Origin of the sequence: Streptococcus mitis (genome assembly GCF_946190115.1) — a bacterium.
GTDB lineage: Bacteria > Bacillota > Bacilli > Lactobacillales > Streptococcaceae > Streptococcus > Streptococcus mitis_CO.
In genome coordinates, this window is record NZ_CAMHZG010000007.1 from 86458 (window position 1) to 101409 (window position 14952).

The following is a 14952-nucleotide window of genomic DNA, read 5'->3' on the forward strand; positions in this document are numbered from 1 at the left end:
AATTTCTTATTCACCAAATTTTTGTTTGATTGTTTCTTTGATCAATGTTACAGCATCGTTTGCAGCTGTCTTAGCATCTTTCTTACCGCTTACAGCTTCAAACAACATTGTTTTAGCTGGGTCCCAAACAGCTGACATTTGAGAGATGTTTGGCATTGGTTGAGCGTTCTTGAACTGTTTGATAACAGCTGTTGTCAACTCATCGTTTTTACCTTCAGCGTATGAACGAGCTTCAGTGTTAGCTGGGATTTCATTAGTTTTATCGTAGAAGGCTTTTTGTTGTTCAGTTGAAACAAGGAAGTCTACAAATTTTTGAGCAGCTTCAAGGTTCTTAGTGCTTGATGGGATGATCCAAGCTTTACCACCACCAAATGCTGCGTAGTCTTTTCCGTTTGGAAGAGTTGGGATAGTTGCAACACCGTAGTTTACTTTAGCGTCTTTGAAGGCTTGAGCTTTCCAAGGTCCATCGATGATAGCAGCTGTTTTACCTTCTTGGAATTGAGTTTGGATTAGGTTTCCAGCTCCTTCAGTATCTTGCATACCTTTAGGCCATTTTTCATACCAAGTTTTAGCGTATTCTACACCTTTGATAGCGCCGTCGTTTGCAAGACCGATGTCTTTAGCGTCTTTACCGTTTTGTCCGAATACGTAACCGCCGTTACCAGCAAGAAGTCCGTATGCAAAGTAGAAGTTTGTCCAGTCAGCTAGGAAAGCAGAAGTTTTCCCATCTTCTCCAGCGAATGCGTATTTGCTATCTTTAGCAAGGTTTTCCAAGTCAGCAAATGTTTTTGGAGCTTCTTTTACCAAGTCTTTGTTGTAGTACATAACAAGTGACTCGATAACGGCAGGAGCACCGTAAACTTTACCGTCAGCAGCTGTTACAAGAGATTTAGTTTTATCATCTGTTTTAGCACCGTCGCTCAATTTCACTTCTGAAAGTTGTCCGTCAGTACCAAGGCTACCTACACGGTCGTATGGAGCCATCATAACGTCAGGAGCTTGACCTGATTGGTTGTCAAGAGAAAGTTTGTCAAGCCCACCCATTTGGTCACCAGATTTGATGTTAACTGTTGTTCCTGATTGTTCTTTATAAGCTTTAGCTACTGTTTCAGCATAAGCTTTGTATTGGTCCTCAACGTAAAGAGTGATTTCTTTCGCTTCAGATGAACCAGAATCAGCAGGTTTATCAGCAGTTTTGCTTCCGCAAGCTACCAAAAGCAAGCTAGCAAGTGTAGCAGTTCCAAGCACAGCAGCGCTCTTCATGAATTTAGATGACATAGTGTATTCCTCCTAAAGAATAACAAATTTTATAATGAGGAAACGCAAACGTTTTCCTTTATGGGACTAGTATAGCACAAATAGAAAACGGTTGCAAGTGTTTTTTGTAAAAATTTTAAAAAAATTTCACGGGAATGGTAAGCGGTTTATTTGTTTATAATAGAAGAAAAGTCGGAAAATATATTTTCATGATTTTACTGAAATTATTTAGGGAAACGATTGCCTAGATTTTGAACAAAAAATAAATTGCTCTAGACCAAAAGTAGGCTAAGTTAGGCCTTCTATTTGTAGTTGAAGAAGATTTTGTAAATAGAAAAGAAAAATGTATATGTATACATAAAGAAGGACAAGTTTTTTTAAAAAAATAATCAAAAAGTTTTTTAAAAACGCTTGCAATTATTCCAAAAATAAAGTATACTTATCTTAACGCAAACGTTTGCGCCCAAAAATGAAAATTTAAACTACAAATACACGAGGTGTTGTTTATGAAAAAACGTCAAAGTGGTGTGTTGATGCACATCTCTTCTCTCCCAGGAGCCTACGGAATCGGGTCATTTGGTCAAAGTGCTTACGACTTCGTTGATTTCTTGGTCCGTACAAAACAACGTTACTGGCAAATCCTTCCATTAGGAACAACTAGTTACGGAGATTCTCCTTACCAATCTTTCTCAGCCTTTGCAGGAAATACTCATTTTATCGATTTGGATATCTTGGTGGAGCAAGGTTTGTTGGAAGCAAGTGACCTTGAAGGAGTTGACTTTGGTAGCGATGCGTCTGAAGTTGACTATGCTAAAATCTACTATGCACGTCGTCCTCTTTTAGAAAAAGCGGTGAAACGTTTCTTTGAAGTCGGAGATGTTAAAGATTTTGAGAAATTTGCTCAAGACAACCAATCATGGCTTGAGCTCTTTGCTGAGTATATGGCTATCAAAGAGCATTTTGACAATCTTGCTTGGACTGAATGGCCAGATGCTGATGCTCGCGTTCGTAAAGCTTCAGCACTTGAAAGCTATCGTGAGCAATTGGCAGACAAGTTGGTTTACCACCGTGTGACTCAATACTTCTTCTTCCAACAATGGTTGAAATTGAAAGCTTACGCTAACGACAACAACATCGAAATCGTTGGAGACATGCCAATCTACGTAGCGGAAGATTCAAGCGATATGTGGGCAAATCCACATCTCTTCAAGACAGATGTCAACGGTAAGGCAACTTGTATCGCAGGATGCCCACCAGATGAGTTTTCTGCAACTGGTCAGCTTTGGGGGAACCCAATCTATGACTGGGAAGCAATGGATAAAGACGGCTACAAATGGTGGATTGAACGCTTGCGTGAAAGCTTCAAAATCTACGATATCGTTCGTATCGACCACTTCCGTGGTTTCGAATCTTACTGGGAAATCCCTGCTGGTTCCGATACAGCAGCACCTGGTGAGTGGGTGAAAGGTCCGGGCTACAAGCTTTTTGCAGCCGTTAAGGAAGAACTTGGTGAGCTAAACATCATCGCAGAAGACCTTGGTTTCATGACAGACGAAGTTATCGAATTGCGTGAACGTACTGGCTTCCCAGGAATGAAGATTCTTCAATTTGCCTTCAACCCAGAAGACGAAAGTATCGATAGCCCACACTTGGCACCTGCTAACTCAGTTATGTACACAGGAACACACGATAACAACACGGTCCTTGGTTGGTACCGTAACGAGATCGATGATGCGACTCGTGAGTACATGGCTCGCTATACTAACCGTAAAGAATACGAAACAGTGCCACACGCTATGCTTCGTACAGTCTTTTCATCAGTTAGCTTCATGGCAATTGCAACTATGCAAGATTTGCTAGAATTGGATGAGACAGCTCGTATGAACTTCCCATCTACCCTTGGTGGAAACTGGTCTTGGCGTATGACTGAAGATCAATTGACACCAGCCGTCGAGGAAGGCTTACTTGACTTGACAACAATCTATCGACGAATTAATGAAAATTTGGTAGAATTAAAGAAATAATACAATATCAGGAGACACCTTAAACATGTTATCACTACAAGAATTTGTACAAAATCGTTACAATAAAACCATTGCAGAATGTAGCAATGAAGAGCTTTACCTTGCTCTTCTTAACTACAGCAAGCTTGCAAGCAGCCAAAAACCAGTTAACACTGGTAAAAAGAAAGTTTACTATATCTCAGCTGAGTTCTTGATTGGTAAACTCTTGTCAAACAACTTGATCAACCTTGGTCTTTACGACGATGTCAAAAAAGAACTTGCTGCTGCAGGTAAAGACTTGATCGAAGTTGAAGAAGTTGAATTGGAACCATCTCTTGGTAATGGCGGTTTGGGACGTTTGGCTGCCTGCTTTATCGACTCAATTGCGACTCTTGGTTTGAACGGTGACGGTGTTGGTCTTAACTACCACTTTGGTCTTTTCCAACAAGTTCTTAAAAACAACCAACAAGAAACAATTCCAAATGCATGGTTGACAGAGCAAAACTGGTTGGTTCGCTCAAGCCGTAGCTACCAAGTACCATTTGCAGACTTTACTTTGACATCAACTCTTTATGATATTGATGTTACTGGTTATGAAACAGCAACTAAAAACCGTTTGCGTTTGTTTGACTTGGATTCAGTTGATTCTTCTATTATTAAAGATGGTATCAACTTTGACAAGACAGATATCGCTCGTAACTTGACTCTCTTCCTTTACCCAGATGATAGTGACCGTCAGGGTGAATTGCTCCGTATCTTCCAACAATACTTCATGGTTTCAAATGGTGCACAATTGATCATCGACGAAGCAATCGAAAAAGGAAGCAACTTGCATGACCTTGCTGACTATGCCGTTGTACAAATCAACGATACTCACCCATCAATGGTTATCCCTGAATTAATCCGTCTTTTGACTGCACGTGGTATCGAGCTTGACGAAGCAATCTCAATCGTTCGTAGTATGACTGCCTACACTAACCACACAATCCTTGCTGAAGCCCTTGAAAAATGGCCTCTTGAATTCTTGCAAGAAGTGGTTCCTCACTTGGTACCAATCATTAAAGAATTGGACCGTCGCGTGAAAGCAGAATACAAAGATCCAGCTGTTCAAATTATCGATGAGAGCGGTCGTGTTCACATGGCTCACATGGATATCCACTACGGATACAGTGTTAACGGGGTAGCAGCACTTCATACTGAAATCTTGAAAAATTCTGAGTTGAAAGCTTTCTACGACCTTTACCCAGAAAAATTCAACAACAAAACAAACGGTATCACTTTCCGTCGTTGGCTCATGCATGCTAACCCAAGCTTGTCTCACTACTTGGATGAGATTCTTGGAGACGGTTGGCACCATGAAGCAGATGAGCTTGAAAAACTTTTGTCTTATGAAGACAAAGCAGCTGTCAAAGAAAAATTGGAAAGTATCAAGGCTCACAACAAACGTAAATTGGCTCGTCACTTGAAAGAACACCAAGGTGTGGAAATCAATCCAAACTCTATCTTTGATATCCAAATCAAACGTCTTCACGAGTACAAACGCCAACAAATGAACGCTTTGTACGTGATCCACAAATACCTTGACATCAAAGCTGGGAACATCCCTGCTCGCCCAATCACAATCTTCTTTGGTGGTAAAGCAGCTCCAGCCTACACAATCGCTCAAGACATTATCCACTTGATTCTTTGCATGTCAGAAGTTATTGCTAACGATCCTGCAGTAGCTCCACACTTGCAAGTAGTTATGGTTGAAAACTACAACGTTACTGCAGCAAGCTTCCTTATCCCAGCATGTGATATCTCAGAACAAATCTCACTTGCTTCTAAAGAAGCTTCAGGTACTGGTAACATGAAATTCATGTTGAACGGAGCTTTGACTCTTGGTACTATGGACGGTGCTAACGTGGAAATCGCTGAGTTGGTTGGCGACGAAAACATCTACATCTTTGGTGAAGATTCAGAAACTGTTATCGACCTTTACGCAAAAGCAGCTTACAAATCAAGCGAATTCTACGCTCGTAAAGCTATCAAACCATTGGTTGACTTCATCGTTAGCGATGCAGTTCTTGCAGCTGGAAACAAAGAGCGCTTGGAACGTCTTTACAATGAATTGATCAACAAAGACTGGTTCATGACTCTTCTTGACTTAGAAGATTACATCAAAGTCAAAGAGCAAATGTTGGCTGACTACGAAGACCGTGACGCATGGTTGGACAAAGTTATCGTTAACATTTCTAAAGCAGGATTCTTCTCATCTGACCGTACAATCGCTCAGTATAACGAAGATATCTGGCACTTGAACTAAGATACAAGTTTATACTAATACATTTTGTAAAAAAGCGAGTTTCGATTGAAATTCGCTTTTTTAAATGCTGTGGATTTGGGTCAATCTTGTCTTAAAAGAAGAGAAAGCATAGACGTATTGAAGGTTTAACACTCTCTTTCAATCTTATGCTTCTTTGCAGTTGTTTACCTCATATTTCTTGTATTCGCTTACATAAAGTATTATAATATGATTGTAGGAAAGAAGGTGTTTTTATGTGGAAAAAATATTTTTCAAAATATAGATGGACTGATTTATTTTGGATTTTATTTATCATTTTGACCTGCCTCTATATAGGTAATCACGATTTGTTTCCTCTCAATCATCAAGAAATCTCTTTTCGTGGTAGCATTTGGGGTTTGGTACTGGCCCTATATCACTTACTGTTTATTGATAAGTTTGTTATCTCGAATCGAAAATAAAGTTTAGGGCTATGCTTGACTGTGTACCTTTAGGATTGATTTTTGGGGGAAGATTTTGTCTCTATTATTTATTATTTTAAATTTGTTTATCTTGTACAAGATCTATTCTTTGAGACGGGAGAAATCGAAATACTTGATTTATACGGCCTATATCATATTTGGGGTAAATGTACTATATGGTATTCAATGGTTATTAAAAGAACTGATTTCAAAGATTTCCACTTAATATGTATGGAAACTATAACAAAATGCATAAGATTAAGGTTTTTGAGTACCTGTTCTTATGCGTTTTTGTAATATTGAAGATTCTAAGTAAGTTTTCTACTTTTGCGAAGTCTAGTTTACAATGCTTTCCCAACCAGAATCTCAGCCTCAATGGTAATCTCTGTCAGTTGGCTCCAGTCAATCTTGGTTTGGTCGATGTGAAAGAGTAGGGGCGTCATGCTGAGTAGGGCTTGGAGTTGCTCTACTGTGATAGTCTTAGTCAGAGAGGCCGTTTGACTAGATAGGATGGTAAAGTGTTCTTGGAAATGATTTTTGATATCTTGGTTGGAATAGTCCTTGTTTGTCAACTGGTCTTGTACCTTCTGACGGATTTCCTTGAGGTGATTTTTAGTTGGAATAACCTTTATCAAGATACCGTCTTTGGATAAAACGCGACGAAATTCTCCATAGTTGGCAGACGAAAAGATATCAAGCAGAATGTCCATGCTGGCGTCTGTTATAGGAAGACGAGCTAGGTCGCCAACGAACCAATTGACTGCCCAGTTTGGTTCACTCTTGGCAGCGATTTGGACGGAATCTTTGGAAATATCAAAGGCATAGAAGGTTTTGTCAGGATGACTTTCTTGGAGCTTGCGAGAATAGAATCCTTCACCACAACCAATATCCAAGACAGTTTTTGCGGACGGATTAGTTGCTAGTAAGTCCGAAATATCTTCTAAAATAGCCTGATAAAATCCAGCTTCTAGGATTTGTTGACGGTTTTGAAAATTTTCCTTGTCATAGTTAGCAGATTGCTTGATTTGAGGGGCTAGATTGACATAGCCGAATTTCGCCAAGTCAAAAGAATGGCGATTGTTGCATTTAAGACTGCTCTCTACCAGAGTCAGATTTTCTTGACAGATAGGGCAGGCAAAGGCAGTCGCAGAAGCAAAACGCTGGAGTTTGGGTTTGAGATTTGTATTCATAGTTTAAGTGTATCAAAAGAGGCAAATGAAAGCAACTTTAGGAGTAAGTAGATGGGAGATTCAGTAGAAATAAAACTAATACTCTTCGAAAATCAAATTCAAACCACGTCAACGTCGCCTTGCCGTAGGTATGGTTACTGACTTCGTCAGTTCTATCTACAACCTCAAAGCAGTGCTTTGAGCAACCTGCGGCTAGTTTCCTAGTTTGCTCTTTGATTTTCATTGAGTATAATTCTCCAATTTATAAAATGAAATTGCTTTTATATCTAAATTGCTATATAATAATGATAAGGAGGAAATAAGTATGTTAAAAGAAGTACTAACCGTTGCAAAAGTTGCGAAAAAATCATCACTCTTTTTGGGTGGTGTCGCATTTGGTACCCTTGGTTTGAAAATCTTAGCAAGTAAGGAAGCTAAAAAAGGTTATTCTAAAGCTTTGGCTAAGGCTTACAAGTTGAAAGACGGGCTAGATGCATCTGTTTCTGTTGTGAAACAACATGGAGACGATGTCTTGCAAGATGCCAAATATTTGTACGAGCAAGAGAAAAAAGAAGAGCAATTAGATAGCCTTATAGGAGAATAATATGTCTTTTAAAGTGCTACATAGAGGATACCAACATATCCGACTATCATCTTCTTTTTCACTCACCTTGGATATTCAAGACTATCTTCGTTCCTTGGCGAGAGATGAAAAGGGGATTGAGTCTATCCAGTTTTACATGGATCAACAGCACTTTACTCTACGCATAAAAGAAGGCTTTTCTGTATTAGATAATGCAGAAGCCTTTTTAAAAAGAATTGATAAAGGGAAAGTTTCTGAGTTGATGACTCTTCCCATTCGTAGAGAAGAGAGAGCTTATTCTATTGTTTCAGGTGCAGCGATTAAGCGTATACTTTTTCGTAGTTTTGTGCCGTATCCTATTCGCTATATATGGACTTGTTATCAGGCCTTTGGCTATATTAGAGAAGCCTATCAAACACTAGCGCGTAAGGAACTAACGATGGAGGTTTTGGACTGTTCGGCGATTTTATTGTCCTTGTTTATGAACCAATCCAAGACAGCTAGCAATATCATGTTTATGCTTGATTTGGGGAATCATTTAGATCAGTGGTCCTTGAAAAAAACGGCAACAGATTTAGAACAAAGCCTTCTTGCAAAAGAGAGCGATGTATTCCTAGTACAGGGCGATACGGTTGTTAGTATCAAGAGTTCCGATGTTCAAATAGGAGATGTCTTGGTCCTATCTCAAGGAAATGAAATTCTGTTTGATGGACAAGTAGTTTCAGGTTTAGGTATGGTCAACGAAAGTTCCTTGACGGGAGAGAGTTTTCCAGTTGAAAAAAGAGAGTCTGATTTGGTTTGTGCAAATACAGTATTAGAAACTGGAGAGTTGCGCATTCGTGTAACCGATAATCAGATGAACAGCCGGGTTTTACAACTGATTGAGTTGATGAAGAAATCTGAAGAAAACAAGAAAACGAAACAACGCTATTTCATCAAAATGGCGGACAAGGTCGTCAAATATAATTTCTTGGGGGCTGGGCTAACTTACCTATTGACAGGTTCTTTTTCTAAGGCTATTTCTTTCCTATTAGTCGATTTCTCCTGCGCTTTGAAAATTTCTACTCCGGTAGCTTATTTGGCAGCTATCAAGGAGGGGTTGAATCGTGAAATGGTGATTAAGGATGGGGATGTTCTGGAGAAATATCTGGAAGTTGATACTTTCTTGTTTGATAAGACGGGAACAATCACAACTAGTTATCCGATAGTTGAAAAGGTGTTACCTTTTGGGGACTATAGTGAGGAAGATATTCTCAGAATCAGTGCCTGTCTTGAGGAACACATTTATCATCCTATTGCTAATGCCATCGTCAAGCAAGCTGAGATAGAGGGGATTGAACATGAGGAAATGCATGGGAAACTCCAATATATCGCAAGTAAGGGGATCAAATCTCATATAGATGGGCAACCAGTTCTTATTGGGAATTATGTCTTGATGCAGGATGAGCAGATTCATATCAGTTCAGAACAAAATGCTTTAATTGAAGAGTACAAGAGTCACTACAATCTCTTGTTCTTGGCTTATCAGAATGAATTGATTGGAATGTTCTGCATCCATACTCCTTTGAGAAAAGAAGCAAAAGCAGCCTTGGAGAAACTTAAGGCACAAGGGAAAAAATTGATTCTGGCAACAGGGGATACCCTGGTTAGAACAGAGGAATTAGTCAAGGATTTGCCCTTTGATCAGGTCTATACAGACTTGAAACCTGATGGGAAATTTGAGCTAGTAGAGGAACTGCAGAAAGCAGGTCACACTATTTTGATGGTTGGAGATGGATTGAATGACTCAGCGGCTCTAACCCTATCAGATATCGGTGTGGTGATGAATGAGAGTGCAGATATTTCTAAGCAGATGAGCGATATCTTATTGTTAGATAATCGCTTGGATTTCTTCCAAGAGTTGGATTCGCTATCATCATCTTTGCAAACACTCATTAAGAAGAATATTCAAGATACCGTTGTCGTAAATAGTAGTTTGATTGGCTTTGGCTTGTTTAATTGGCTCAGTCCTTCAAATCTCTCTATCTTACATAATCTAACAACCTTACGCATAGTCCTGCGTAGCCTGTCTATTAAGCCTAGATAGATGTGCTTATCAACAACAAAAAGGAGTTACCTTTCTCGAGGGTAACTCCTTTTTTTATAGGTAAATGTTGAATAGTTTAGTAAGTCAATACAAAATATTTTTTCTTTCCACGACGGATAACAGTCAGTTCGTTCTCTAACTTATCTGCGTCACTCAAGATATAGTCAAGGTCTTGGATGCGGTCACCGTTTACGTAGATAGCTCCGTTTTGGACGTCTTCACGGGCTTGGCGTTTGGAGTTAACCACACCAGATGAGACGAGCAGTTCTACGATATTGTGGTTTTCATCTGCTTGAACTTGGTAGTTTGGTACACCACGAAGTCCTTGTTTGAGCTCTTTGACAGAAAGGTTTTTGATGTTTCCTGCAAAGAGTTGTTCAGTGATGTTGAGGGCTTCTTTGTAGGCTTCTTCTCCGTGAACAAGGGTTACGACTTCACGAGCCAAGACTTTTTGAGCCAAGCGTTCGTGTGGAGCTGCTTCAAACTGTTTACGGATGTCTTTAATCTCATCAAGTGACAAGAAAGTAAAGATTTTCAAGAAGCGAACAGCGTCTGCGTCCATAACGTTCATCCAAAATTGGTACATTTCGTATGGAGAAGTCTTTTCAGGATTGAGCCAGACTGCGTTTCCTTCTGATTTACCAAATTTCTTACCAGTTGCATCTGTGATCAGTGGAACAGTGATAACGTGACCAGTTTTATCAGCCTTACGACGAAGCAATTCAGTACCAGCTGTCATATTTCCCCACTGGTCAGAACCACCGATTTGTAGCGTCACATTGTGGTCTTGGTTCAGGACGAAGAAGTCGTAACCTTGCATGATTTGGTAAGCAAACTCAGTGTAAGAAATTCCTGTTTCGATCCGTTTTTTCACAGACTCCTTGCTCATCATGTAGTTGACAGTGAAGTATTTTCCGATATCACGGAGGAAGTCAATGAAGCTGATGCTGCCAAACCAGTCGTAGTTGTTGACCATGACAGCTTTATTTTCACCATTTTCAAAATCAAGAAAGCGAGAAAGTTGTCCTTGGATAGACTTGACCCAGCCATCTACTGTGTCTTTTGTTTGGAGACTACGTTCAGCATCTTTGAAGGACGGATCTCCGATGAGACCTGTAGCACCGCCAACGAGCGCATAAGGTTTGTGACCTGCTAGCTGCAAGCGACGACTTGTCAAGATTGCGACAAGGTGGCCTAGGTGAAGGCTGTCAGCAGTTGGATCGTAGCCAGTATAATAAGAAACTTGACCTTCTTCTAGGGCTTTACGCAAAGCTTCTTCATCAGTCGTTTGAAAAATCAAACCACGCTCTTTTAGCTCATCAAAAATGTGCATGTGTCTTTTCTCCTTTTTAAAATTATTGTTTCTAACTATTGTATCACAAACTTGGGCAATAGCCTAGCAGAATAGGGAAGAAAGTGGCTATTTTATTGAAAGTTTCCCTTTTGTGGTATAATAGATAGAGTGAGGAAATCCATGCAAAATCAATTAAATGAATTAAAACGAAAAATGCTGGAATTTTTCCAGCAAAAACAAAAAAATAAAAAATCAGCTAGACCTGGCAAGAAAGGTTCAAGTGCCCAAAAATCTAAATCCCTAGGTAGGCCAGCCATTTTTCCAGCTATTTTACTGAGTATAAAGGCCCTATTTAACTTACTCTTTGTGCTCGGTTTTCTAGGAGGAATGTTGGGAGCTGGGATTGCTTTGGGGTACGGGGTGGCCTTGTTTGACAAGGTACGGGTGCCTCAGACAGAAGAATTGGTACATCAGGTCAAGGACATCTCTTCTATTTCAGAGATTACCTATGCGGATGGGACGGTGATTGCTTCCATAGAGAGTGATTTGTTGCGCACTTCTATCTCATCTGAGCAAATTTCGGAAAATCTGAAAAAGGCTATCATTGCGACGGAAGACGAACACTTTAAAGAACATAAGGGTGTAGTGCCCAAGGCGGTGATTCGTGCGACCTTGGGGAAATTTGTAGGTTTGGGTTCCTCTAGTGGGGGTTCAACTTTGACCCAGCAACTGATTAAACAGCAGGTGGTTGGGGATGCGCCGACATTGGCTCGTAAGGCGACAGAGATTGTGGATGCTCTTGCCTTGGAACGTGCCATGAATAAGGATGAGATTTTAACGACCTATCTCAATGTGGCTCCCTTTGGCCGAAATAATAAGGGGCAGAATATTGCAGGAGCTCAGCAGGCAGCTGAGGGGATTTTCGGTGTGGATGCCAGCCAGTTGACTGTTCCTCAAGCAGCATTTTTAGCAGGACTTCCACAGAGTCCCATTACCTATTCTCCTTATGAAAATACTGGGAAGTTGAAGAGTGATGAAGACTTAGAAATAGGCTTGAGACGGGCTAAGGCAGTTCTTTACAGTATGTATCGTACAGGTGCCTTAAGCAAAGACGAGTATTCTCAATATAAGGATTACAATCTTAAACAGGACTTTCTCCCTTCAGCTACAGTCACAGGTGTGTCACGAGGCTATTTATACTTTACAGCCTTGGCAGAAGCTCAGGAACGTATATATGATTATCTAGTTCAGAGAGACAATGTCTCCGCTAAGGAGTTGAAAAATGAGGCAACTCAGAAGTTTTATCGCGATTTGGCATCCAAGGAAATTGAAAATGGTGGTTATAAAATTACTACTACCATAGACCAGAAAATTCATTCTGCTATGCAAAGTGCGGTTGCTGACTATGGCTATCTTTTAGACGATGGAACAGGTCGTGTAGAAGTAGGGAATGTCCTGATGAACAACCAAACAGGTGCTATTCTAGGCTTTGTAGGTGGTCGTAATTATCAAGAAAATCAAAATAATCATGCCTTTGATACCAAACGTTCGCCAGCTTCTACTACCAAGCCTTTGCTGGCCTACGGTATTGCTATTGACCAGGGCTTGATGGGAAGCGAAACGATTCTATCTAACTATCCAACAAACTTTGCTAATGGCAATCCGATTATGTATGCTAATAGTAAGGGAACAGGAATGATGACCTTGGGAGAAGCTCTGAACTATTCATGGAATATCCCTGCTTACTGGACCTATCGCATGCTTCGTGAAAAGGGTGTTGATGTCAAGGGTTATATGGAAAAGATGGGCTACGAGATTCCTGAGTACGGTATTGAGAGCCTGCCGATGGGTGGTGGTATTGAAGTCACAGTTGCCCAGCATACCAATGGCTATCAGACCCTAGCAAATAATGGTCTATATCATAAAAAACACGTGATTTCTAAAATTGAAGCAGCAGATGGTAGAGTGGTGTATGAGTATCAGGATAAACCAGTTCAAGTCTATTCAAAAGCTACTGCGACAATTATGCAGGGATTGCTGCGAGAAGTTCTATCCTCTCGTGTGACAACAACCTTCAAGACGAATCTGACTTCTTTAAATCCTACTCTGGCTAATGCAGATTGGATTGGGAAGACTGGTACAACCAACCAAGACGAAAATATGTGGCTCATGCTTTCGACACCTAGATTAACCCTAGGTGGCTGGATTGGGCATGATGATAATCATTCACTGTCACGTAGAGCAGGTTATTCCAATAACTCTAATTACATGGCTCATCTGGTAAATGCGATTCAGCAAGCCTCCCCAAACATTTGGGGAAACGAGCGCTTCGCTTTAGATCCTAGTGTCGTAAAATCCGAAGTCTTGAAATCAACAGGTCAAAAACCAGGGAAGGTTTCTGTTGAAGGAAAAGAGGTAGAGGTCACAGGTTCGACTGTTACCAGCTATTGGGCTAATAAGGCAGGAGCGCCAACGACCAGTTATCGCTTTGCTATTGGTGGAAGTGATGCGGATTATCAGAATGCTTGGTCTAGCATCGTGGGGAGTCTACCAACTTCATCAAGCTCCAGCAGTTCAAGTGGTAGTTCTAGCGATAGCAGTAACTCAAGTGCTACACGACCTTCTTCTTCAAGGACGAGACGATAAGTTCTATAAACTGTGCTAAATGAAGTGGCTAATCAATGGATTGCCACTTTTTTCTTTTTTCCTTTCGTGTTACAATAAAGGTATGAATCAGTATCAGAAAAAGATTATTAAAGGAACCATTTATTCGCTTCTATCCGGCTTAATATGGGGAATCTGTGGAATTTTAGGAGAATATTTCTTTACCCATTATCAAGTGTCCTCTGGCTGGATTACCTCTATGCGTTTGACACTGGCAGGGAGTCTTGTGCTCATTTGGTCAGCAATGCAATTAAAATCGCAAGTGCTAGATATTTGGCGAGATAAGAAAAATTACCTGCCCTTTTTGGCCTATGCTATTTTGGGGATTTTTTCAGTCCAGTATTTTTTCTACCTCTGCGTAGAATATTCAAATGCAGCGACAGCAACTATTTTACAGTTTATTAGCCCTGTCTTTATCCTCTTTTACAATCGCTTGGTTTATCAAAAACGAGCGTCAAAAAGCGCTATTTTCTATGTTTTGGTTGCCATGCTGGGTGTTTGCTTGATGGCGACAAAGGGAGATCTCTCTCAGTTATCCATGACACCGCTAGCACTTGTGACGGGTTTGCTGAGTGCCATGGGGGTTATGTTTAATGTTATCTTGCCCCAACCTTTTGCTAAGCGCTATGGTTTTGTACCCACGGTTGGGTGGGGGATGATTTTGGCAGGTTTATTTAGCAATGTTCTCTCGCCGGTTTATCAGCTTTCCTTTACTCCTGATATTTGGAGTATCTTGATTTGTCTCATTATCGCTTTCTTTGGGACGGCTTTTGCTTTTTTTATTTCCATGAAGGCTGTGTCCTTGGTTTCTCCTTTGGTGGTTTCCGTTATCAGTGCCAGTGAACCCCTCTCTTCTGCCCTGCTGAGTGTTTTGTTTTTAGGCTTGGTAGTGGATTGGTCCCTTCTTCTAGCAATGACCTTGATTATTTTACCTATGATTTTCCTATCGGTAGAAGAAGCGAAAGAAAGTAAATAAAAAAGCTTTTCTTAATTCTAAAAGTGTGCTATACTAGAATAGTCAATAAAACACGGGGAGATAGTTGTGAAGAGTGTTTTTAGGTTGTATCGGTAGGGGCTTGCTTTTACCGACAGCACGTTTTATCTCACATCCCTAAAAATCATACCTAAAAACAAACAAAAAGGCTTCAAAT

Annotated in this window: 10 protein-coding genes; 7 read left to right on the plus strand and 3 right to left on the minus strand. The window is 40.4% G+C overall.

The features are described from left to right. Positions 1 to 6: 6 nt before the first annotated feature. Complete coding sequence (locus N8L90_RS05455) at positions 7 to 1278, minus strand: extracellular solute-binding protein (RefSeq protein ID WP_000095466.1); 1272 nt, start codon at positions 1276 to 1278, stop codon at positions 7 to 9. Positions 1279 to 1763: 485 nt separating this feature from the next. On the opposite strand from N8L90_RS05455, the gene malQ reads away from it, so the two are divergent. The 3 genes from malQ to N8L90_RS09575 all read left to right on the plus strand — a co-directional run bounded on the left by malQ (position 1764) and on the right by N8L90_RS09575 (position 6005). Next, positions 1764 to 3281 carry a 4-alpha-glucanotransferase gene (gene malQ, locus N8L90_RS05460; protein ID WP_261024531.1) on the plus strand — a complete coding sequence of 506 codons (1518 nt, stop codon included), beginning with the start codon at positions 1764 to 1766 and terminating at the stop codon, positions 3279 to 3281. Positions 3282 to 3306: 25 nt separating this feature from the next. Beyond that, positions 3307 to 5565 carry a glycogen/starch/alpha-glucan family phosphorylase gene (gene glgP, locus N8L90_RS05465; RefSeq protein ID WP_261024533.1) on the plus strand — a complete coding sequence of 753 codons (2259 nt, stop codon included), beginning with the start codon at positions 3307 to 3309 and terminating at the stop codon, positions 5563 to 5565. Positions 5566 to 5798: 233 nt separating this feature from the next. Further along, positions 5799 to 6005: a hypothetical protein gene (locus tag N8L90_RS09575; protein WP_049521349.1), complete on the plus strand. Its 207-nt coding sequence runs from the start codon at positions 5799 to 5801 to the stop codon at positions 6003 to 6005. 341 nt (positions 6006 to 6346) lie between these two features. On the opposite strand, the gene N8L90_RS05470 is transcribed toward N8L90_RS09575, so the two are convergent. Further along, positions 6347 to 7195 carry a putative RNA methyltransferase gene (locus N8L90_RS05470; RefSeq protein WP_261024534.1) on the minus strand — a complete coding sequence of 283 codons (849 nt, stop codon included), beginning with the start codon at positions 7193 to 7195 and terminating at the stop codon, positions 6347 to 6349. 304 nt (positions 7196 to 7499) lie between these two features. On the opposite strand from N8L90_RS05470, the gene N8L90_RS05475 reads away from it, so the two are divergent. Further along, a complete protein-coding gene (locus tag N8L90_RS05475) occupies positions 7500 to 7778 on the plus strand; it encodes a DUF6110 family protein (RefSeq protein ID WP_000910910.1) in 279 nt (92 codons plus the stop codon). Between the two features lies 1 nt (position 7779). Then, positions 7780 to 9843 carry a heavy metal translocating P-type ATPase gene (locus tag N8L90_RS05480; protein ID WP_261024536.1) on the plus strand — a complete coding sequence of 688 codons (2064 nt, stop codon included), beginning with the start codon at positions 7780 to 7782 and terminating at the stop codon, positions 9841 to 9843. A 76-nt stretch (positions 9844 to 9919) separates the two neighbouring features. Here the strand turns inward: N8L90_RS05480 and tyrS are convergent, their stop codons facing one another. Beyond that, entirely contained in the window at positions 9920 to 11176 is a 1257-nt protein-coding gene (gene tyrS, locus N8L90_RS05485; protein WP_261024537.1) for a tyrosine--tRNA ligase, read from the minus strand. A gap of 141 nt (positions 11177 to 11317) precedes the next feature. On the opposite strand from tyrS, the gene pbp1b reads away from it, so the two are divergent. Both pbp1b and N8L90_RS05495 read left to right on the plus strand, forming a co-directional pair. Further along, positions 11318 to 13783: a penicillin-binding protein PBP1B gene (gene pbp1b / locus N8L90_RS05490; RefSeq protein WP_261024538.1), complete on the plus strand. Its 2466-nt coding sequence runs from the start codon at positions 11318 to 11320 to the stop codon at positions 13781 to 13783. An 82-nt stretch (positions 13784 to 13865) separates the two neighbouring features. Then, on the plus strand, positions 13866 to 14777 hold the full coding sequence (locus N8L90_RS05495) for a DMT family transporter (RefSeq protein WP_261024540.1): 912 nt from the start codon (positions 13866 to 13868) through the stop codon (positions 14775 to 14777). Positions 14778 to 14952 lie beyond the last annotated feature (175 nt).